This window comes from Streptomyces mutabilis (genome assembly GCF_046628145.1).
Lineage (GTDB): Bacteria > Actinomycetota > Actinomycetes > Streptomycetales > Streptomycetaceae > Streptomyces > Streptomyces mutabilis.
This window is the reverse complement of the sequence record NZ_CP176874.1, coordinates 24,619-45,207: the sequence shown is the minus strand read 5'-3', so window position 1 is coordinate 45,207 and position 20,589 is coordinate 24,619. Positions and strand designations below refer to the sequence as shown.

At 69.6% G+C, this 20,589-nt stretch carries 12 protein-coding genes, 2 pseudogenes and 3 CRISPR repeat arrays; of the genes and pseudogenes, 11 read left to right on the top strand and 3 right to left on the bottom strand.

From position 1 onward, the window contains the following. Positions 1–33 precede the first annotated feature (33 nt). The 3 genes from ACLIN4_RS00180 to ACLIN4_RS00170 all read left to right on the top strand — a co-directional run bounded on the left by ACLIN4_RS00180 (position 34) and on the right by ACLIN4_RS00170 (position 1,225). Complete coding sequence (locus ACLIN4_RS00180) at positions 34–591, top strand: SMI1/KNR4 family protein (protein WP_411575322.1); 558 nt, start codon at positions 34–36, stop codon at positions 589–591. 143 nt (positions 592–734) lie between these two features. Beyond that, positions 735–932: a toxin-antitoxin system HicB family antitoxin gene (locus ACLIN4_RS00175; RefSeq protein ID WP_386328323.1), complete on the top strand. Its 198-nt coding sequence runs from the start codon at positions 735–737 to the stop codon at positions 930–932. Then, positions 929–1,225, top strand: coding sequence for a hypothetical protein (locus ACLIN4_RS00170; RefSeq protein WP_411575321.1), 297 nt, complete (start codon positions 929–931; stop codon positions 1,223–1,225). Before ACLIN4_RS00175 ends, ACLIN4_RS00170 begins: the two co-directional genes overlap by 4 nt. A 141-nt stretch (positions 1,226–1,366) precedes the next feature. Here ACLIN4_RS00170 and ACLIN4_RS00165 read toward each other — a convergent pair whose 3' ends face one another. Then, positions 1,367–1,594, bottom strand: coding sequence for a DUF6207 family protein (locus ACLIN4_RS00165; protein WP_411575320.1), 228 nt, complete (start codon positions 1,592–1,594; stop codon positions 1,367–1,369). Between the two features lie 193 nt (positions 1,595–1,787). Here ACLIN4_RS00165 and ACLIN4_RS00160 point away from each other — a divergent pair, with 193 nt between their 5' ends. Beyond that, positions 1,788–2,291 (top strand): lamin tail domain-containing protein, encoded by a 504-nt coding sequence (locus tag ACLIN4_RS00160; RefSeq protein ID WP_411575319.1) that lies wholly within the window; start codon positions 1,788–1,790, stop codon positions 2,289–2,291. 91 nt (positions 2,292–2,382) lie between these two features. On the opposite strand, the gene ACLIN4_RS00155 is transcribed toward ACLIN4_RS00160, so the two are convergent. Next, on the bottom strand, positions 2,383–3,045 hold the full coding sequence (locus ACLIN4_RS00155) for an HNH endonuclease family protein (protein ID WP_411575318.1): 663 nt from the start codon (positions 3,043–3,045) through the stop codon (positions 2,383–2,385). Positions 3,046–3,679: 634 nt separating this feature from the next. Here ACLIN4_RS00155 and ACLIN4_RS00150 point away from each other — a divergent pair. From ACLIN4_RS00150 to cas5e, 6 genes and pseudogenes are all read left to right on the top strand, one after another. Further along, a pseudogene (locus tag ACLIN4_RS00150) lies at positions 3,680–3,865 on the top strand (hypothetical protein); the annotation flags it as partial. 153 nt (positions 3,866–4,018) lie between these two features. Continuing rightward, positions 4,019–4,656: direct repeats of the CRISPR family, unit length 29 nt; unit sequence CGGAACACCCCCGCGTCGGCGGGGAGGAC. Between the two features lie 91 nt (positions 4,657–4,747). Then, positions 4,748–5,814: a CRISPR direct-repeat array (repeat unit 29 nt; unit sequence CGGAACACCCCCGCGTCGGCGGGGAGGAC). A 394-nt stretch (positions 5,815–6,208) separates the two neighbouring features. Beyond that, positions 6,209–6,543: direct repeats of the CRISPR family, unit length 29 nt; unit sequence CGGAACACCCCCGCGTCGGCGGGGAGGAC. A gap of 4,442 nt (positions 6,544–10,985) precedes the next feature. Beyond that, on the top strand, positions 10,986–13,685 hold the full coding sequence (locus ACLIN4_RS00145; RefSeq protein WP_411575317.1) for a CRISPR-associated endonuclease Cas3'': 2,700 nt from the start codon (positions 10,986–10,988) through the stop codon (positions 13,683–13,685). 66 nt (positions 13,686–13,751) lie between these two features. After that, complete coding sequence (casA, locus tag ACLIN4_RS00140) at positions 13,752–15,362, top strand: type I-E CRISPR-associated protein Cse1/CasA (protein WP_411575316.1); 1,611 nt, start codon at positions 13,752–13,754, stop codon at positions 15,360–15,362. Between the two features lie 28 nt (positions 15,363–15,390). Then, on the top strand, positions 15,391–16,065 hold the full coding sequence (gene casB, locus ACLIN4_RS00135; protein WP_381943465.1) for a type I-E CRISPR-associated protein Cse2/CasB: 675 nt from the start codon (positions 15,391–15,393) through the stop codon (positions 16,063–16,065). A gap of 27 nt (positions 16,066–16,092) precedes the next feature. After that, complete coding sequence (gene cas7e, locus ACLIN4_RS00130) at positions 16,093–17,268, top strand: type I-E CRISPR-associated protein Cas7/Cse4/CasC (protein ID WP_411575315.1); 1,176 nt, start codon at positions 16,093–16,095, stop codon at positions 17,266–17,268. After that, a pseudogene (gene cas5e / locus ACLIN4_RS00125) lies at positions 17,265–18,086 on the top strand (type I-E CRISPR-associated protein Cas5/CasD); the annotation flags it as partial. The gene cas7e and the pseudogene cas5e, both read left to right, overlap by 4 nt. Before the next feature lie 140 nt (positions 18,087–18,226). On the opposite strand, the gene ACLIN4_RS00120 reads toward cas5e, so the two are convergent. Continuing rightward, positions 18,227–18,562, bottom strand: coding sequence for a hypothetical protein (locus ACLIN4_RS00120; RefSeq protein WP_386808394.1), 336 nt, complete (start codon positions 18,560–18,562; stop codon positions 18,227–18,229). A 133-nt stretch (positions 18,563–18,695) separates the two neighbouring features. Here ACLIN4_RS00120 and cas6e point away from each other — a divergent pair, with 133 nt between their 5' ends. Continuing rightward, complete coding sequence (gene cas6e, locus ACLIN4_RS00115; protein WP_386808392.1) at positions 18,696–19,343, top strand: type I-E CRISPR-associated protein Cas6/Cse3/CasE; 648 nt, start codon at positions 18,696–18,698, stop codon at positions 19,341–19,343. Positions 19,344–20,589 lie beyond the last annotated feature (1,246 nt).

Below are 20,589 nucleotides of genomic sequence, written 5' to 3'. Positions count from 1 at the left end.
TCGCAAAGACGACACAAGCCAGCGAGGAACGCCATGACCGACTACCTGGCCGCCGCCATGGCGATGCTCGGCCCGGCCCAGAACCGTTACGCGGACCCCTCCGCCTGGGACCGGCTCCACGCAGAACTCGGCATCCGGCTGCCGGCCGACTATCAGACCCTCGTGGACGCATACGCTCCCATCCAGCTCAACGGCCACGTGTACCTGCACCACCCCGCGACCGAACGCTGGAATCTGGGCCAGGAGATACGGGACACGATCCGCGCTTGGTCCGAGGTCTCCTGGGACGACCTCGACCCGGACGAGGACCCTCGCCTGCTGTTCGGTCTCACGGAGTTGAGCTTCGGCACCCGCAACGGGCTGTGGCCGATCGCGAGCACCGACCGAGGCGAGACGCTGTTCCTTACGGCTGCGGACGATGCGGCCCCTGGGCTCCTGGTTGAAGACGGCGAAGGCGGCTGGGATCGGTTCGAAATGAGCTTCGCAGAATGGCTCTACCGCTACCTCATCGGCGAAGACATGGCTGGCCCCAATACCTCCGCCTTCTACCCCGGCCCGGTACAGCTGCGCCGACTTCCGATGACCGCTTGACGAACGGCCGGAGCCGTGGAGCGGGCCGGACCGCGGTATGTGACCCTGCACGCCCCGGCAGCCGCAGGCGCTCTCCCAGTCGCCCGGAGAACCAAACGAGATGACCTCTTACGCCACCACAATCCGGTGGCTATCCTGCAACCATGTCTGTCACCACGATGACCCTGCGCGTTCCGGACGACATAGCCCCCTCGATCCGGGCCGCCGCGTCCGAGGCCGGCCTGAGCGTGAACGCGTACGTCGTGCGCGCAGCCCGCCGCGCCGCCACCCTCGATGCCGCGAAGCAGCTGGCCGCGCTCGGCCTCGGCGATGACCTGGCGGGTGAGGGCGACACCCTGTGAACCGTGGGGAAATCTGGTCGCTCCCTGACGGCCGCAACGTCCTGATCATCAGCCTGACCGGCCTCGAAGAGGCCTACGGCGCGGTCCTCGTGATCGTGCTGCACGACAGCGGCCGGTACCCCGACACCGCCATGTCCGTCGTCATCGGCGACCCACTCCCGTGCACCGCCGTCGCCGTCAACATCGCACAGCTGCGCATCGACCGGTTCGACGGCGCCAAGCTCCTCGGCCCCGTCGATGCCGCGGACATGGCCCGGGTGGACGCCGCCCTGCGCGCCGTCCAGGACCTGTAACTACTTGCGCAGCCCTGGCCCTGCTCCCGCAGCGGTCGGGGCTCTCGCATGTCGGCAAGGCGCCACTCGTCCGGTAGACGCCCTTTCTCGCGTGGACCTTTGGCGTGGCTCGCCTGTCGCGGGTTGGGTGCGGACCGGTCCTCAGCTGTCGGAGTGGCCTGGTGCGGTGATGGGCTGGCGCAGGTCGAGGTAGCAGCGCAGTCGGACGCCTGGTTGTCCGGCCTCGCGTGTGGTGCGTTCCACCGAGGTCGTCGCCCACTGGGCGGCCAGCGCCGTGTGGAAGGCGAACGCGGTCTCGTCGTCGGCTGCGGCGACGTCGACCACGACCAGGCCGGGCTCGGACACGTGCACATCGTTGATCGCTTCCATGACCGGCACGACGCCCCGCTGTGGCCGGCAGTTCTCTTCCCGCTTCGTATTCACCCCTGCGGGTCCCCGGCAGGCCGACGCAGGCCCGAGCCCGCCGGAAACGCGAGCACATTTCCTTCACTTGACCAACACTCTGTGGTCACGTCCGGTAGGCTCCGTGCGCTCCATTCGCACCACTGAGGGGGGATTCCTCATGCGCATCAGGCGCACTGTGACCGCTGCTGCGACCACGGCGGCCGTTGCCGCGCTCGGCCTGGCCGGTGCTGTTCCGGCGCAGGCGGCCGAGTACTCGTCGGCCCTGAAGATCAAGGGCGTGCAGTACGACGCTCCGGGCCGGGACTCCAACAAGTGCTCGGGCGGCAACACGAAGAACGAGTACCTGACGATCAAGAACTACTCGAAGACGGCGACGGTGAACCTGAAGGGCTACAAGGTCAAGGACGCCGCCGGCAACTCCTTCACCTTCACCAAGAACCACACCCTGCAGCCCGGCGACCAGGTCAGCCTGCGCGGCGGCCGCGGCACCGACTCCGACGCGGGCAACGTCGCCTACCGCCAGAACTGCAACTTCATCTGGAACAACGACAAGGACACCATCTACCTCTACAAGCCCGGCGGCGCCCGCGCCGACGTCCACGCCTACTCGAAGAAGGCCAACGACAGGGACGGCAACGGCTACATCACCTACCACGGCTGACCGAGCCGCCCGCGCGAAGGAGCCGGCCGCCGGGCGTCTGCCAGGCGGCCGGCTCCGATTCCCGCCCCCGCCGCCCGCGGCGGGAAGGACGCTACGCGGCGGGCTCGTAGGTCACGCTCTGCTCCGGGCAGCCGTCCGCCGCCTCCCGCAGCGCCGCGACCTCTGTCTCGTCCGCCGTCAGGCTCCAGCGCAGCTTCGTGGCCACCCACTCGGCGACGTACCGGCAGTGCACCTCGGCGGCCGGCGGCAGCCACTGGGCCGGGTCCTGGTCGGCCTTGGACCGGTTCGACCGTGCCGTGACCGCCACCAGCGACGCCTGCGCGCTCTGGTCGTTGGCGTACGCCTCACGCCGCTCGGCCGTCCATGCCGATGCACCGCTGTCCCAGCTTTCCGCGAGCGGCACCATGTGGTCGATGTCCAGTCCGGAGGCCGAGGTCACCCATGTCTGGTCGTAGTAGGACCACCAGCGCCCGCTCGACAGCCGGCACCCGGGCCCCACCGTGGGCGGCTCGACAGCCTCGGTGATGAGGACTTCGTTGCGGGTCGAGCAGCCGTCGGCCGGATCCTCCCCGCGGTTCCAGTGGCGGAAGGCATCACGGTCGTAACCGTCGCGGGACTCGGCATCGACCGGCAGGTGCGTGACCGCTTCCGCGACAGGAAGCGTCTCCGCGGCGTGGGCCGCAGGCGTGGACGCGGTGACGGACAGGACGGCGAGGGAGGCGGCGGCCAGACCGCGCAGCACTGAGGTGAGCATGAGCTGTTGATAGCGGCCGGGGGAGGGGCGCTATCGGCGGTTCGCCGAGTGCGCCGCCCGTGTGAGTGCAATGGTCATACCGCCTCCCCTCGACGCGACCGTGGCTGCTCCGCGGAACGAGCCGGCCCCGGGGCTCTGGCTGCGAAGGACAAGGGCGTGCAGCTGGTCGAGCAGCGATCGCCTGGCCCCGGTGGCGGGCGGGTGGGGGCGACGGGCGGCCCAGGAAGTGCCCGGACGTGGGCGCCCGTCACCGCAGCTGCTCACGCCCTTGAAGTTCGGGCACCCGTGGACGGAGGCGCGTTCACGGCCGCGGGGCTGGCGGCATCCTCGGGTCGCTGGGATCGACGCCGATGACATGGCACGGAGTCCTGCTCGTAGAGGAAGAGGCCGGCAGGCGCAGCACGTCCCGTCCAGGCTGAGGCCCGCACGGGACAGCGCCGGCGTATGAAGAAACGTGCCCTTCGGGGATGTGATTGTCAGAGGGTGCGTGTAAAGTCCGGCGCCGCATCACGGCGGCCGTGCCGAGTTGGATTTATGCACGTGTGAATCCCCGACAAATCGACCTAAAAAACGCGGTCGTCAGCGCGGCGCATCACCCATACGAGGGTGTGACTTGCATCACGCCCACATGGGGAAACTCCACGCCCTGGACCGCGCCCTGGTCGTCATCTCCGTCGACCCCGACATCGGCGAACCCCTGCCCGGCGACGCCACCAACCCCCACCTGCACCAGTACACCGACGAGATCGAACACGTACGCCTCCTGTACTGGGTCACAGCACTGCGCACCGTGGTCGTCGTCGCATACATCGAGGTCTGAAGCATTAGACCGGCAAGGCAGGGCCATAGGGCGCCAGCCTTCCCAGCACCACATCGACAGGAACGACGTCCAGGCCGTGCCACGTGGTCCGCAGCGGAACACACGGCATCGGTGGAAACGACAGGTTGTTCGGGGCAGCGCGCCGCGCGTAACCGGAACACCCCCGCGTCGGCGGGGAGGGCACCCTCAGCCTTATCGCGGAGACGGGCTGATACGGAACACCCCCGCGTCGGCGGGGAGACTCGTCCAGTTCCGTCAGCGCGACCCAGCGCAGCGGAACACCCCCGCGTCGGCGGGGAGGACGCGCTCTGCGAGCACCACATGCTGCCCATGAACGGAACACCCCCGCGTCGGCGGGGAGGACGGCGTCCTGGGCGGCGACCCGCTCGAGTTCGTCGGAACACCCCCGCGTCGGCGGGGAGGACATCACCGCCTCGCCCACGAAGCTGGCCAGCGGCGGAACACCCCCGCGTCGGCGGGGAGGACGGCTCGGAAGGGCTGGTGCAGGTCGGCACCATCGGAACACCCCCGCGTCGGCGGGGAGGACAACGTCAGGGGCGGGTCGAACGCGGCGGCGATCGGAACACCCCCGCGTCGGCGGGGAGGACTCGACCGCGAGGCCGATCCGGAGACCGAGCTGCGGAACACCCCCGCGTCGGCGGGGAGGACTGGTGCTTGTCCGGGGTGACCCACGCGAGCACCGGAACACCCCCGCGTCGGCGGGGAGGACGAGCCGGGCCAGGGTCCAGCTGGTGGAGAGGCCGGAACACCCCCGCGTCGGCGGGGAGGACTGGGCCCTGCACGTCACCGGGGCCCGCCCGTACGGAACACCCCGTGTCGGCGGGGAGGACTCGAACACAGGAACGGCCCGGAAGGTGATCCACGGAACACCCCCGCGTCGGCGGGGAGGACGCGGCGAACCGTTCGTCAGCTCCTGCATCCCCGGAACACCCCCGCGTCGACGGGGAGGACGTCAGTTCCGCGTCCCTGTACTGCGTGTCGGGCGGAACACCCCCGCGTCGGCGGGGAGGACCTGGGCCAGGGCTGGGCCGGCGTCGGCTACAACGGCACACCCCCGCGTCGGCGGGGAGGACCGAAGGTGCGGCATCAGCGACCCACCCCCGAACGGAACACCTCCGCGTCGGCGGGGAGGAACATCCGGTCCGCGAGGACGAGGCCGCACGCCGCCGGAACACCCCCGCGTTGGCGGGGAGGACACGACGTGGGCCTCGGCGTCGTGGATGGCGGGCGGAACACCCCCGCGTAGGCGGGGAGGACGTCGTCCTGCTCCCGGCGGCGGCGAGCAGCTGCGGAACACCCCCGCGTCGGCGGGGAAGACCCGTCCGGCACCAGCGAAATGCGGTGGACCGCCGGAACACCCCCGCGTCGGCGGGGAGGACGTCGTCGTCTTCCTCATCACCTGCGGCACGATCGGAACACTCCCGCGTCGGCGGGGAGGACTCCTCCACCCGACGATCCAGAGCGATGGTCAGCGGAACACCCCCGCGTCGGCGGGGAGGACCGCCACAGCCACATCGCGATCGCCGCGACCGTCGGAACACCCCCGCGTCGGCGGGGAGGACGGGCGGAAGCCGCGAGACGGGTCGGTATATGGCGGAACACCCCCGCGTCGGAGGGGAGGACGCGCCCGGCTGCACCGGGTCGGCGTTGTTGTACGGAACACCCCCGCGTCGGCGGGGAGGACGGCACCCGATCACACTCTAGTGATCATCGTTCCGGAACACCCCCGCGTCGGCGGGGAGGACTGCGGCCCCTGTAAGTCGATCGACGGCCGTACCGGAACACCCCCGCGTCGGCGGGGAGGACTGCGGCCCCTGTAAGTCGATCGACGGCCGTACCGGAACACCCCCGCGTCGGCGGGGAGGACGCGATCGCTGCGGTGGCGTCCTCGCCCCCTATCGGAACACCCCCGCGTCGGCGGGGAGGACGACATGCAACGCCGGTCCGCGAACACATCCGACGGAACACCCCGCGTCGGCGGGGAGGACGACTGCTGCCCGTAAGACGACTTCCGCCAAGACGGAACACCCCCGCGTCGGCGGGGAGGACAGGAGCATCGCCAGGGAATGGGCGGCCCGAGGCGGAACACCCCCGCGTCGGCGGGGAGGGACGAGCGGCGCCAGGTCACCGGAGGCGGTGCGGCCGGAACACCCCCGCGTCGGCGGGGAGGACACGAGACGACCCCTCAGGCCGTTAGGAGGGCTCGGAACACTCCCGCGTCGGCGGGGAGGACGTGGATCGTGCCGTCCGCGAACCTGCGCCTGGCGGAACACCCCCTCGGCGGGGAGGACGCCTGGGCCGTGCTGTCGGCTCAGGCCTGCTTCGAAACACCCCCGCGTCGGCGGGGAGGACCCACGAGGGAACGGCCGTCTGAGGTCGACTCGCGGAACACCCCCGCGTCGGCGGGGAGGACCCACGTCGTCACCTCTTCTGTTCCTCGGCCCACGGAACACCCCCGCGTCGGCGGGGAGGACGACAGCAACCACACTGACGTTCAGACGGAGTACGGAACACCCACGCGTCGGCGGGGAGGACCGTCCACACCTGACGATGCGTGAGAGCAGGTACGGAACACCCCCGCGTCGGCGGGGAGGACCTCGGCAACGTCGAGAACCCGGAGACGGACATCGGAGCACCCCCGCGTCGGCGGGGAGGACCAGCGTCGGCCACGAGCACCATCCTGTCTGATCGGAGCATCCCGGTGTTGGCCGGCAACTTGGCGTTCCTGTACATCGTGCTCCCCACCGTCGGAGCACCCCCGCGTCGGCGGGGAGGACCGTGACAGGAGCAGCGCCGGACCGGTCGGGTTCGGAACACCCCTGCGTAGGCGGGGAGGACTCCGCGTCGTACGAGATCGACCGTTTGCGGACCGGCATACCCCCCGCGTCGGTGGGGAGGACGTGCACGCACAGGTCGCCCGGCCGTTCCCCAGCGGAACACCCCCGCGTCGGCAGGGAAGACTTTGCACCTGTGCCGCGCACCGGCGCGGACCCGGGAACATCCCCGCGTCGGCGGGAGCGCCTGTACCCGCAGGCCCGGATTCTGAACGAGGGCGGAGCACCCCCGCGTCGGCGGGGAGGACTCTCGGGTCTCCCGCATCGGGATCGAGGAGGGCGGAACACCCCCGCGTCGGCGGGGAGGACCGGTGACACCCCGTACCCCGATGGCGGCGAGACCGGAACACCTCCGCGTCGGCGGGGAGGACCGAGTCCCTCCCTCGAGGGCGCGGGCGTGTTCCGGAACACCCCCGCGTCGGCGGGGAGGACCGGGTCATCGGACGCACGCGCCGCGGTGCCGCCGGAACACCCCCGCGTCGGCGGGGAGGACTCCTCAACGAGGCCGGTCACGTCCTCAAGCCACGGAACACCCCCGCGTTGGCGGGGAGGACCAGGCGCGGGCGAAGGTGAGGCTGGCGGTGGACGGAGCACCCCCGCGTCGGCGGGGAGGACCGGCCCATGGCCGTGATGAACCGGCCCGCCGCCGGAACACCCCCGCGTCGGCGGGGAGGACGACAAGACCCTGATCGCCACGAACCTGGCGGACGGAACACCCCCGCGTCGGCGGGGAGGACGTGCGGGAACCTGGTCGACGACCCCCATCTCGCGGAACACCCCCGCGTCGGCGGGGAGGACGACCTGACGGGCGTCGAATGGGAGGAGCAGTACGGAACACCCCCGCGTCGGCGGGGAGGACCGATCGTCGCCCCGTCCTCCGGGGCCTGGTCGTGGAACACCCTCGCGTCGGCGGGGAGGACCCGAGCAGGTAGACCGGCTCGCGTCCGAGGATCGGAGCACCCCCGCGTCGGCAGGGAGGACCAGGAGTTCACGCACAACATCACCCCCGGAGGCGGAGCACCCCCGCGTCGGCGGGGAGGACGGGAAGTTCTTCAGCAGCGGGTCGACGACGTGCGGAACACCCCCGCGTCGGCGGGGAGCACGCCTACGACATCGGCACCAGCAACGTCGCGACCGGAACACCCTCGTGTCGGCGGGGAGGACCGCGCCTGGGCCTGGCCGGCCGTCCTCGACCTCGGAACACTCCCGCGTCGGCGGGGAGGACCCTGCCGGGCCGTCGTGCCCGGAGGGCTACAGCGGAACACCCCCGCGTCGGCGGGGAGGACGCGGGCACCGCAAGGAGTACGGCGCCGACCACCGGAACACCCCCGCGTCGGCGGGGAGGACCGGATCGGCATCACCGGTAACACGTACGCCGACGGAACACTTCCGCGTCAGCGGGGAGGACCGAAGGTGCGGCATCAGCGACCCACCCCCGAACGGAAGACCTCCGCGTCGGCGGGGAGGACCCGCAGCAGCACGGCGACTACACCGGCCCCGACGGAGCACCCCCGCGTCGGCGGGGAGGACTCGACACGACAGGGTGGCGACAACGCAGGCGCCGGATCACCCCCACGTCGGCGGGGAGGACTGATGCATGGCGGACGTGTCCGATGCGCTGACCGGAACACTCCCACGTCGGCGGGGAGGACGGTACCGGTAGTAGAAGCGCAGAAGACGACGCCGGAACATCCCCACGTTGGCGGGGAGGACCCTGACCGTCACCGACTTCGTGAAGGGCTACCGCGGAACACCCCCACGTCGGCGGGGAGGACGCGGCCTGGTTCTGGTCGTAGGCGGCGAGGAGCGGAACACCCCCACGTCGGCGGGGAGGACGGCATCACCGACGCCGGAGACTACCGCGGGTACGGAACACCCCCACGTCGGCGGGGAGGACCGACGCTTGCCCGCCGGCCGTCCGGTCTTCGGCGGAACATCCCCACGTCGGCGGGGAGGACTGCGGGTTGTCGTCACTGGCCGCGCACGAGCACGGAACACCCCCGCGTTCGGCGGGGAGGACACCGACGGCACCAGCGTCCAGCTCCGCTACAGCGGAACACCCCCGCGTCGGCGGGGAGGACAAGTCCTGTACGGCCTTGACCGCCCGCGACGACGGAACACCCCCGCGTCGGCGGGGAGGACACCGGCTGCACCTACGTGTCCGTGGACTCCGGCGGAACACCCCCGCGTCTGGCGGGGAGGACGCTGCCGAGATGGCCGGCGTCTCCCGCTCGAGCGGAACACCCCCGCGTCGGCGGGGAAGACCCGTCCACGCGGTAGAGGCCGGGGCGGTCCTTCGGAACACCCCCGCGTCGGCGGGGAGGACGCCGGAACCATCATCGGCAACGGGCGGGCGAACGGAACACTCCCGCGTCGGCGGGGAGGACGGCCTCCCCAACAAGGTGGCCTTTACCCTCTACGGAACACCCCTGCTTCGGCGGGGGGACCGTGCGGATGTGCGGTGGCTCGGCAGGCCCGGCGGAACACCCCGCGTCGGCGGGGAGGACCGTGCGCGTGACCGTTCGGTCCGCTCGACGACGGAACACCCCCCGTTGGCGGGGAGGACGGAAGAGCCGGACCGTGCGGGTTGGGCACGGCCGGAACACCCCCGCGTCGGCGGGGAGGACGTGCACTACGACCCGGAGACCGGGGACGGCTTCGGAACACCCTCGCGTCGGCGGGGAGGACAGCCGGGCCGCCGTGGTGGTGGTCGGCTGGTGCGGAACACCCCCGCGGGCCAGCGGGGAGCATTGCCGGCTGCGCCAGCACTGTATGGCGTCGGCCGGAACACCCCTGCGTAGGCAGGGACAACCGGCGCTGGTTCACCCACGGCTACACCAAGCACGGAGCACCCCTGCGTCGACGGGAAAAACTTGGCGTTCCAGTACATCGTGTTCCCCACCGTCGGAGCACCCTCGCGTCGGCGGGGAGAATTTACAGCCTGTCCCCGAACCGTTCCAGATCGTCGGAGCACCCCCGTATCAGCGGGGAGGACTCGTGCCGCAGGTCGTAGATGCGCTGGTCCACCGGAGCACCCCTGTGTCGGCGGGGAGGGCATGAGCGCCTTGGGGTTCTCCGGGGTTCCGGAGCGGAGCACCCCCGCGTCGGCGGGGAGGGCGGGCTCGCGGGGACGAACTACATCGTCGAGATCGGAACACCCCCGCGTCGGCGGGGAGGACATCGACTACCTGTTCGTCGACGAGATCCACAATGGAACACCCCCGCGTCGGCGGGGAGGACCACTGCCCCAGTGGTGTACCTACCGTAACTAGCGGAACACTCCCGCGTCGGCGGGGAGGACCCCGACGGTGGGCTGCGCGTCGGGGGCGTCGACAAAACACCCCCGTGTTGGCGGGGAGGGCTAGATCATTCCGTCCGGTGCAAACCGGATCTTCGGAGCACCCCCGCGTCGGCGGGGAGGAAGCGGACGACATCGCCGGCAACACCAAGCCCTGCGGAACACCCCTGTGTCGGCAGGGAAGACGAACTTGCGCATTTCAGGGGAGATTTTGCGGGAGGAACACTCCCGCGTCGGCGGGGAGGATCGTCGTTCAGAGTTGAACGAAAGCCTGGATACCGGAACACCCCCGCGTGGGCGGGGAGGGCGTGAGGACGTGAACTTCCGGAATCGCCACCACCGGAACACCCCCGCGTGGGCGGGGAGGCCGCAACCAGGACCAGGACCCCGCTAATGGCGGCGGTCGCCTCCGCTTGCGGTGTTGGCAGCGTCCGCTGTAGCCGGGCTTCTCGTCCTGTGGGGTGTTCCCGTGGCGGGGAGACGTGTTCAGCCTGCGGGGATTGTCTGCAAACGGGAGGTGACGGACCCCTGGGGTCCGTCACCGTGGCTCAGATGAGCCAGCTGACGAGTTCGCTGATCAGGGCACGGGTCACCGCGCTGACCACTACGCGCGAGGTACCGAGAAGTACTTCGCGGCGCAGGACGAACTTGTGCAGGAACCGGGACACTGTATCTCCAGAGCGCAGACTGGGCCGAGGTTGCGCCACATCCCTCGGGAGGGTCGTGCGTTCTGCTCGGCTGTGCCGTCGCTTGGAGAGGCAATGAGGTTCCGCGCACCTCCCAGGGAGGCGTGCAGCGGTATGTACTCTACGGCGGGAACCCGTTGGTGTGGCAGTGCTTGCGGGAACTGCCCCCGCCGGCCTTCGACGAGGTGAAGCAGATGAGGGGGGGGAGAGCTGCGGCTGGATGTGTCTGCCGCGGCCCTTGTGAGGCGCGCCTGCGCTGGATCCGAGACAAGGAGCACCCCATGGCCCTGGACTCCCGCCTGTGGGGCAAGGCTGCCGGGCTGGGCAGGAACGCCCGCGGGGCTCACCGCACGCACCCTTTGATCTGTCATCTGCTGGATACGGCAGCTGTGGCGGAGGTCGTGTGGGATGAACTGCTGACCTCGCATCAGCGGAGCATGGTGGTCGGGGCGCTGCGGGTTCCGGACGGGGAGGCGCGGGCGCTTGTGGCGTTCTGGGCGGGGCTGCACGATATCGGGAAGATCAGCGTGCCGTTCCAGCTGCACTGCAACGGTCCGAAGAGCGCGGATGGGGAGCTGCTGACGCAGGAGCTGGGCGATGAGCAGGGCTACGATTCCGTGGCCGGCGCCGCGCTGGACAGGCAGTCACACGAGGCGGCGGCGCACTGGTGGCTGGCGGGGATTCTCGAGGAGATCGGCTATCCGTCGTCGAAGCGGCGTCCGCAGTCTCAGCTCAGTCACGCGGTGGCCCAGCTGCTCGGTGGGCACGGCGGCCGCTTCCACCCGGTCGTCTACGCCAAGGATTACCGGTGCCCTGTGGCCCGTCACCCCGGTCTGGGCACGGGCAGGTGGGAGGAGCAGCGGCGGGCCCACTTCGATGAGGTGCGCAGAGTGACAGGGGCGGTGTCGGTTCCGCAGGGGCGGATGTCACCGGGAGCGGCTGTGGTCCTGACGGGGCTGGTGACCCTGTCGGACTGGCTGGCCAGTATCGAAGAAGAGATTCAGGCCAGGCTCAGGGAGGAGAGATGGGCCGGGACCCCTGAGGACCTGGACGCTTACTGGCAGGTCGCCCGAGCAGCAGCTGTCCGTCTGGTGGAGCACAGCGGCCTGCTCGGGACGGGTTTTGCCCGGCCCAAGCCGGGCCAGTGTGCAGGCGAGATCAGTCTTGTGGCCAGTGTGGAGGCCCAGTTGCCTGGTCTGGTGGCCGAGCGCGGGCCGGGCTTGGTGGTGGTGACGGCTTCGCCGTCGCAGGAGCGTACGGAGGCGGCTCTTCGTGCAGCGGCGGTCCTCGGGCATGCGGCAAACGCGCGCGGTCTGTTCTATGCGCTGCCGACCGGTTCGGCGGCCGAGAGCCACATGGCGCAGCTGCATGCTTTCGCTGAGCAGGCCCTGACGGGTCCCTGGCGGTCGCTGCTGCTTCACAGCTCTTCGCGGTTGAAGCCGGCGGAAGCCGCGCAGCAGTGGGCGCACGCCCATGCGTTGGGTGATGTCAGCGCGGAGCCTGGTGAGGAATGGGTTCTGACAGCGAACAGCTGGCTCAATTCCCATCACCGCGCGCTCCTGGCCGCGCTGGGCACGGGGACGGTGGACGAACTTCTCCAGGCGGTCCTGCCGGTGAAGTTCAACGTGATGCGGCTGTTTGCCTTCTCCGGCAAGGTCGTCGTGGTGGATGAGGCCCATGCCCGCGGCGCGTGGGGGCAGAAGCTGATGCTCCGGTTCCTGGAGTGGGCCGCTGCGCTGCGGATTCCCGTGGTCCTGGCCGCGATGGCTGCGGACAAGTCGGTGGATGCGATGCTGGCGGCCTATCGCCGTGGCTCTGGAGGAGTAGCGGAGCCGATGGTGCAGCCTCGCCGGCTGCCGGCGTGGTCGTTCGTGGATGCTCAGTCCGGACGGGGGCACCTGCCCCGGCAGGCTGCGGACGCCGCGCGGGCCAGCACGCTCAGCGTCGAGGTCGTTGACGGTGAGCCGTACGACGAGATCCGGGCGGCTCTTGCACCCCTGGTCGAGGCCGGCAACGGCAGGGCCGTCGTCTACCGGTCGACGCCTGCGGAAGTCATCCGTACGTTCCGCTTGCTCTCACAGGAGCTGCCCGGCCTCGAGGTGACCCTGGTCCACGAACAGATGCGCAACAAGGACCGATGGCGGCGTCTCGCGGCCTGCCGGAGCGCGTTCTCTCCCGACGGCGGCGTCAGCGCCCCTTCCGTGCTGGTGACGACGCCGATGCTGGAACATGTCAGGGGCTTGAGCTTCGACCTCGTCGTTTCGGGGCCGGCTCCGCTTGTGGACCTGCTGGCCCGTGCGGGCCAGAGCGCGGGGGGCCAGCCGCGGCTCGTGGTGCTCCGAGCCGACAGCAGGTCCGGCCTGAACGATGTCGCGCTGGTGCGGCGTACTGAGATCGTCCTGGGTGCCGGCAGGACGATTTCCCTGCCGGAGGAAGTTCCCCTGCTGTTGGACGAGGTGTACGCCGGCGAGCTCGTCGACGGGCTGGGGGAGGCTGCGGCGCGTGAGCTTCAGCGGCTTGACAACCGGCGGACGGTCCGAGAACGCAGAGCGACCGGTACTGCGGGCTGGTTGCAGGTGCCGGGGCCGTGGGAGCTTGACGGCGACCTCGGCCTGCTGAGCCGGGACCACCCCGGTATGGAGCCCGAACTGCTCTCTTCCGTTCTTGGCGAGGAGATGGTGCATGTGGTGTGCCTGTACCCGGGGTCTCTTCTTGAGGCCGGGGTCCTCGAGGAGAAGCTTGCGCGCGATTCCAAGCGTCGACCGAAGCCGGGCCAGCTTGTCCCCTACCTGATACCCGTACCGCAGCGGCTCGTCGACGGCGTGGCAGGCGATGCCAACAGCGACTGGCGCGCCATGGCCGCCCTCAAGACTGTCCTCCGGCTCAACATGACCCCGGAAGACGGTACATGGGTGCGAACCGGCGAGAAGCACCGATTCCAGGTTAGCGAACTCGGCCTGCTTGTCGATCAATTGCCCTAACTGCTCACACCGTCCCCGCCTGCCCTTCTAGTATCTGGTGACGCGCAACGATGGGGGGAGGGGCGCGTGACCACGTCTGCGTCCAATCTGGTCGACCGGCCATGGATTCCGGTCGCATGGGTGGAGGGGCAGCCGGGCCCACCTGAAGTGGGTCTCAGGGACCTGTTTGTCCACGCCCGCAAAATCCGCACCCTGCTGATCCCGGAAGCGCCGGCTCATTCGGCGCTGCTGCGCTTGCTGTACGCGCTGACCGCGCGGATCACCGCTCTGGACGAGGCAGGGCCCGGAAGCTGGGGCGACCGGCGGGAACAGGTCCTCGAACAGGGGTTTCCCGAGCGGAGCATCGAATTGCCTGGCGGCCGCAGAGCCGGCATCGAAGGCTACTTCGGTCAGTGGAGCGACCGCTTCGACCTGTTCGACGGCGACCGCCCGTGGCTCCAGGACCCCCGCCTGCCTGACCAGTGCGACAGGAACAACACGGCCGGCGTCCACAAACTGGTCATGAGCCGGGCAGCGGGCAACAACCACTCCTGGTTCGAGCACTGGAGCCACGGCAGTCCCGTCTCTCCCGGTCTTTCGCAGTCAGCGCTGTCCCTGCTGACCTGGCACTACTGGGGAGACCCCGGCGCCCTTTCACGGCGCGCGGTCGGGCAGGTGAGGAGCCACTATGCGAAAGCTTCACCCCTGCGAGCCGCGCTCTCGTACCACCCCCAGTGCGACAACCTGCTCCTGACACTGCTGGCCGGACTCACACCCCCGGACGGTGACGTCAGCCGGCACACGGACCTGTGCCCCTGGGAGCGCGAAGACCTCCCGGACCCGCTCAAGCCGATGCCCGAGCCGCAGGGCCCCTGCTCACGGCTGACCGCCTGTTCACAGCACGCGCTCTGTCTCGTCCCCGCCCCGGACGGCGCGCATACGGCCGACGCGTACATCACCTGGGCCTATGACGCCGAGCGGATCCGGCCAGAAGACGACTACCTGATCTGGGACATCGCCAAGGACGGGAAGACGTCCCCCCGGCTCGCAGACTCCTCCCGTTCTCTGTGGCGCGACATCGACGCCCTCCTGCTCAAGCAACTGGACGACTCGAGCCCCATCCAGCCGAAGGTCATGGACCATGCCTTCGACGTCAGCGAGTACCTACGGGTACGCGCCCTCGGCTTCGAACAAGATGCCAGCCAGGCAGCCAACCACCAGTACGTCGACTCCGTGACCCCGGTGCTCCTGGCCCGAGTGGAAGAGGACGCGGCGAACACCGAGCGGCCCGTACGCCAGCTCCGTGAACTCGGCGAGCTCTTCGGGAACCGGCTGGAGCAGGCCACGAAGGAAGCCTGGCTGAAGTACACGGATGACAAGAAGAACGATCCGCGGGCCTGGCAGGACGCGGTCGCGGCACGGTACTGGCCGTCGGCGGAGGATGAATTCTGGTTGCGGTTCCGACAGTTGAGTCGCGCTGGCGGCACCACGGACACCGGATTCGACTTCGAGGCCGCCTGCCGGGCCTTCGGGCGGCACGCACTCGACGCCTACGAGGCAGTGACCAGCTCCGTGACACGCACACCACGGGGCGCCAAGGCCGTCACCCGGGCGAAAGCCATCATCCTCGCCGCCCTGAAAGACCCCCACAAGGCGATGGGACAACCGGTCACGAGAAGTGCGGCCAAGAAGTCGTGACCGTCACCCGCCGACCCGAGGACAAGCCGTGACCTTCCACGCTTCCGAAGCGAGCAAGCGGCAGAGCAAACGCGCCGCGTACGCCGCATTCACCGCACACATCGAACATCTGTGCCGCACAGACCCCGGTGCCCGAGCGGCGCTGCGCGCGGGCCTGCGCCGCGACCTGGACCACCCGCGCACACGGCCCATGCACCGGCTGCTGACACCGCGGCTGCCGGACGGCTGCGACGACACGACAGCCCAGGCCCATTACACGGTGGCCGCGCTGATCGCGGCCCAGCCCCGACACGCCTTCTCACCCGACCAGGCAGACGACGAGAACACCCCAGACGAACACGAGGCGGCAGACAAGCAGGCTCTGCGGAAGAAGGAGGAACCGGGCGAGGAGGTTGCTCCGCCCGGGCCGGCTCCGTACGGCACCTCATTCGGTGCCACCCTGGGCCAAGCCGTCACCGCGAAGGGCAAGCCGATGCGGATGAGCGCCGCAGAAAGCCGTATCAACCTCCTGGCCCGGCAGAGTCTGCGCGGTATCCACCTGCACCTCCCTGCTGCGGTGAATCAGGTACGCACCACCGGCACCTCCATCGACTGGGGACAGTTGCTGGCAGACCTCATCGACTGGCAGTACCAGTCGGGGCGTATCAGCCGCCGCTGGCTGCAGGACTTCTACCGGATCACGGCCGGCGCCGACCAGGACTGACCCTTCTCACCCCACAGGAGATCCCCGATGGACCTCAAGCCACGCTTCATCGACATCCACGTCGTCCAACCCGTTCCCTACGCGAATCTGAACCGGGACGACACCAACGCGGTGAAAAGCATGCTCTACGGCGACGTCCTGCGTACCCGTATCTCCAGCCAGTCCTGGAAACGGGCCATCCGCGAGCACTTCCAGGACACGCTTGGCGAGAACGCGCTGCGGACACGCCGTATCGGCGAGCGGGTCACCGAGGTGCTTCGCGAGCGCGGCTGGGACAAGGCGCTTGCCGAACGTGCGGGGGCACATGTTGCGGCGGGGAGCAGCATCAAGTGGGAGGTGGCCAAGGGAAGGGACAAGCAGCCCATCACGAACAAGATCCTGACCAACGCGCTCGTCTATCTTCCCGAAGACGCCGTCGAGGACCTGGCCGACATCGCCGAAGCCCACAAGGACGCGCTCACGACCGACTTCACCGGAAAGGGAAAGAGCAAGCCCGAAAGCGCCCTGAAAGGCAAGGTCGACAGAATTCTTGTCAAAAGGAACGGGGTCATCAACCTCTTCGGTCGCATGCTCACCGAGGTCGACCACGCCAATGTCGACGGTGCCGTCCAGGTCGCGCACGCCTTCACCACGCACACCACTGAGGTCGAACTCGACTACTTCGCAGCCGTCGACGACATTACCGAGGCGAAGGGCGATGAGACGGGCAGTGGCCACATGGGCACGGCCGAATTCAGCACCGGCACCTTCTACCGATTCGCCACCGTCGATCTCAAAGAACTCATCAAAAACCTGAGCGAGGACAGCGACATCGCACTCGATGCCGCCCGCGAGCTCGTCGGCCAGTTCCTGCTCTCCTTCATCGAGTCCCTGCCCCAGGCGAAGAAGAACTCCACCGCACCGCACACCATCCCCCACCTGGTCCACATGGCGGTCCGCTCCGACCGGCCGCTGTCGTTCGCCGCAGCCTTCGAAGAACCCGTACGGTCAGCCGGACAAGGCGGCTTCGTCGGACGCTCCGTACAAGGCATCGACGTCTACGCCAAGGCCGCGAACACCCTCCTCGGCCCCGACCGCGTCCTGCACGCGGCACACGCGTCCCTCCAGTTCGACAAGCTCGAGCATCTCGGCGAGCGCCACTCGTCCTTCGAGGCTCTCGTCACCGCCACCGTCGACTTCGCTCTCGCCGAGGCCCCGCAGTGACCGACAGCCCCTCCCGAGGGCTGCTGTTGCGCCTGGCAGGCCCACTCCAGTCCTGGGGCACGCACAGCAAGTACGCCCGGCGTGACACAGCCCGATTCCCCACCCGGTCCGGCATCGTGGGCATGCTGGCCGCAGGTCTCGGACGAGCGCGCCAGGCGCCCGTGGACGACCTCACAAAGTTGTCGATGACGGTACGCGTCGACCGACCCGGCGTCGTGCTGTCCGACTTCCACACCGTCGGTGGTGGACGGCCCGCCGACGAGACAGTGGTCACCGTCGATGGAAAACACCGCCCCGAGGGCAAAGGCACTCTGGTATCCAAGCGCCAGTACCTGGCCGACGCTGCATTCACGCTCGCCATGACCTCCGATGACCAAACGCTGCTGAACGCGTGCGCCGCTGCCCTGCGTGACCCGCACTGGCCCCTCTTCCTCGGCCGCCGCTCCTGCCCACCGGAAGGCCCGATCCTGCTGGGCTACGTCGAAGATCCGCTGCACCACCTAATACAGCTGCCCCTGGCGGCCAAGAAGCCGCGCAACGGCCCGCAGCCGATCGACTTCTACGGCGACAGACCGCTCGGCGCGCTCCCCACCAACTCCGACGCCCCGGACAAGGACGACGGAGATCACCACAGCGGCGAAGTCACCGACGAGCCGATGTCATTCACACCCCTGGCACGCCAGTACCGGCCACGGCCGCTGTACCGGCGTGCCGTACACCTACCGGACGCCCCCTACGCAGGCTTCGGCACCAGCTACCTGAAAACGCTCCAGAGCTACATCGACACCCACTTCGCGACGGCGGACAGGAGTACCCGGTGGCCGCGTGGCCGACCTCCGTCGCGCCCTGCCCTCGCGATGCCCGCGGAACTGAGCGACAACGTGCAAGGCATCCGACTGTGCCACCGAATGGTGCAGACGTTCACCGACGCGCTCGAAGCGGCGTACGACTATTCCTGCTAGACCCTCATCAACGCCGCCTGCGCCGCCAGGGCGTGGGCGTGAACAGGCCCGTGCTCCGGCTGGCCGGCCCGATGCAAACGCTCGGCGTTCACCCCCGAGAGGGCCACCATCCCGCTCTCCATGCCCTCCGAGCTGCTCAGCGCGCTTGCCACAGCGCAGGGCATGACCGCCAGGACGCGGACGCATCCAACCACTACGCGGCTCTGGCGTTCACCGTCCAGGCGGACCGGCCCGGCGGCCACCTCGCCGACCACCACACTGCTGGGGCCGCCGCCACCCGCGGCGCCGCCGAAGCAGACGTACTCACCGTGCACACCATCCCTCTGCTTCACCCCCGCACAGCCGCACCTACGAACGACGCCGACCTGCTCCACGGCACCGGGCAACGTTCCTCCCTGCACCTGATTGCCGGCCCCACACTCTGCCCACGAAGCTGATCGACCACGCCATGAAGGAGGCCACCGCATGAGCCCCGGCGCGGCCCTCGCCCGCATCCGCCTCAACCCCCACAGCCGCGCCGTCCATCGCGACCTGCGCAACGCTACCGACATGCACCGCACCCTTATGCGTCTGGTCCCCGACGGCCTGGGCGACAGTCCCCGGCAGGCAGCCGGGCTCCTGTATCGCCTCGACGTAACCGACGCCTTCAGCACGCTCCTGGTCCAGGCCACCGCCCTCGACCCGACACGCCTGCCCGACGGCTACGGCCACGCCGACGTCAAAGACCTCACCCCGGTGTTCAAGGCCCTCCAAAAGGGCCTCGCCGTCCGCTACCGCATCGTCGTCAACCCAGTCAAAACCGAACGCCTGTCACTGGAAAACAAGGGCCAGCGTGGCAAACGCATCGCGCTCACCGGACCGGACGCCGACCAATGGTGGGCACGCCGCGCCCACGAGGCCGGCCTCCACCTGACCACAGCGCTGCCCACCCCGGTCGCTGCCGTGCACGGCCGCAGTGACAAGGCCGCCGCCGTGCGGCATCACCTGATGCGCTACGACGGCACTGCCATCGTCACCGACCCTGACGCCCTCGCCGAGGCCGTACTGGTCGGCATCGGACGGGCCAAGTCTTACGGCGCCGGCCTGCTCAGCCTTGCCCGCGCAGCCACATGAGCCCACCTTCCGACGGCAGCCAGGCCCACAAGCACCTGGCTGCCACCGCCCTGGCGTTGCTCCCAGGCGTCGCTGACTCACGGTCCTTCTTGTACCTCGACGTTCTCCTCGCCGACGGGCGGATGCCCGGTCCCCGCGTGCGGATCGCTCAGCCGGTCCGCCGTCCTCCCCGCCGACGTCAGAGGTGACCCGGGGCGAGCCAGCGAGGGATCCACGTTGTCGGGCAGGACCGCATGGCCGAGGGGACGGCGTCGCCGGTTGGCGGAGCATTCCAGCGGTCGGTGAGGACTCGGCTCTTTAACTCGCGGACAAGTAGAACGACGGCCGCCCCCCACGGAGGCGGAGAAAGCTTGCGCACTCGAACCGCAGTGTTGGAAGGAACCGGATCACCCTCGCGTCGGCGAGGAGGACAAGGCCGGCCTGACGACCGACACCGCCGTCGACGGAACACCCCCGCGCACTCCGGCACCCACCTGCTCACCACCGTCTACAACGGAACGCCCCCGTGCCGGCGGGGAGGACCCCACTCGGGCAGGATCGAAGGGACCACCCTTCGGAGCACCCCCGCGTCGGCGGGGAGACGACAAGCCGAACGACCTGCGGTACGCCTTCCTCGGAACACCCCGCGTCGGCGGGGAGGACCACGCCTGATCCCATGCCGACTGCACCGTGATCGGAACACCCCCGCGTCGGCGGGGAGGACAACAGGGCCGGGAGGGCGACCTCGCCTTCGAGCGGAGCATCCCCCGCGTCGGCGGGAGCGCCTGTGCCCGCAGGCCCGGATTCTGAACGAGGGCGGAGCACTCCCGCGTCGGCGGGGAGGACGCGAAGCGCATGCCGCGCGCGCCCGAGTCCCACGGAACACCCCCGCGTCGGCGGGGAGGACCAGCGTCGGCCACGAGCACCATCCTGTCTGATTGGAGCATCCCGGTGTCGGCCGGCAACTTGGCGTTCCTGTACATCGTGCCCCCACCGTCGGAGCACCTCCGCGCGGCAGGGGGGACGCGGTGCACTCCGAAACGGCCTGGGTCGTGTGCGGAATACCCCCGCGTCGGCGGGGAGGACTACGGCGTGGTCCTGAAGAAGGAGTTCACCCCCGGAGCACCCCCGCGTCGGCGGGGAGGACGCTACCCCGAACCCGTACACCGACCCGCTGGTCGGAACACCTCCGCGTCGGCAGGGAGGACGCCTACGTGAACCCCGACAAGGTCGAGGCCGTCGGAACACTCCCGCGTCGGCGGGGAGG

Bases quoted from the DNA above. Each gene is read 5' to 3' on its own strand.
- cas7e (WP_411575315.1), top strand. From the start codon at position 16,093: ATGGACCTCAAGCCACGCTTCATCGACATCCACGTCGTCCAACCCGTT.
- ACLIN4_RS00155 (WP_411575318.1), bottom strand. From the start codon at position 3,045: ATGCTCACCTCAGTGCTGCGCGGTCTGGCCGCCGCCTCCCTCGCCGTC.
- ACLIN4_RS00165 (WP_411575320.1), bottom strand. From the start codon at position 1,594: ATGGAAGCGATCAACGATGTGCACGTGTCCGAGCCCGGCCTGGTCGTG.
- ACLIN4_RS00160 (WP_411575319.1), top strand. From the start codon at position 1,788: ATGCGCATCAGGCGCACTGTGACCGCTGCTGCGACCACGGCGGCCGTT.
- ACLIN4_RS00180 (WP_411575322.1), top strand. From the start codon at position 34: ATGACCGACTACCTGGCCGCCGCCATGGCGATGCTCGGCCCGGCCCAG.
- ACLIN4_RS00145 (WP_411575317.1), top strand. From the start codon at position 10,986: ATGGCCCTGGACTCCCGCCTGTGGGGCAAGGCTGCCGGGCTGGGCAGG.
- ACLIN4_RS00175 (WP_386328323.1), top strand. From the start codon at position 735: ATGTCTGTCACCACGATGACCCTGCGCGTTCCGGACGACATAGCCCCC.
- cas6e (WP_386808392.1), top strand. From the start codon at position 18,696: ATGAGCCCCGGCGCGGCCCTCGCCCGCATCCGCCTCAACCCCCACAGC.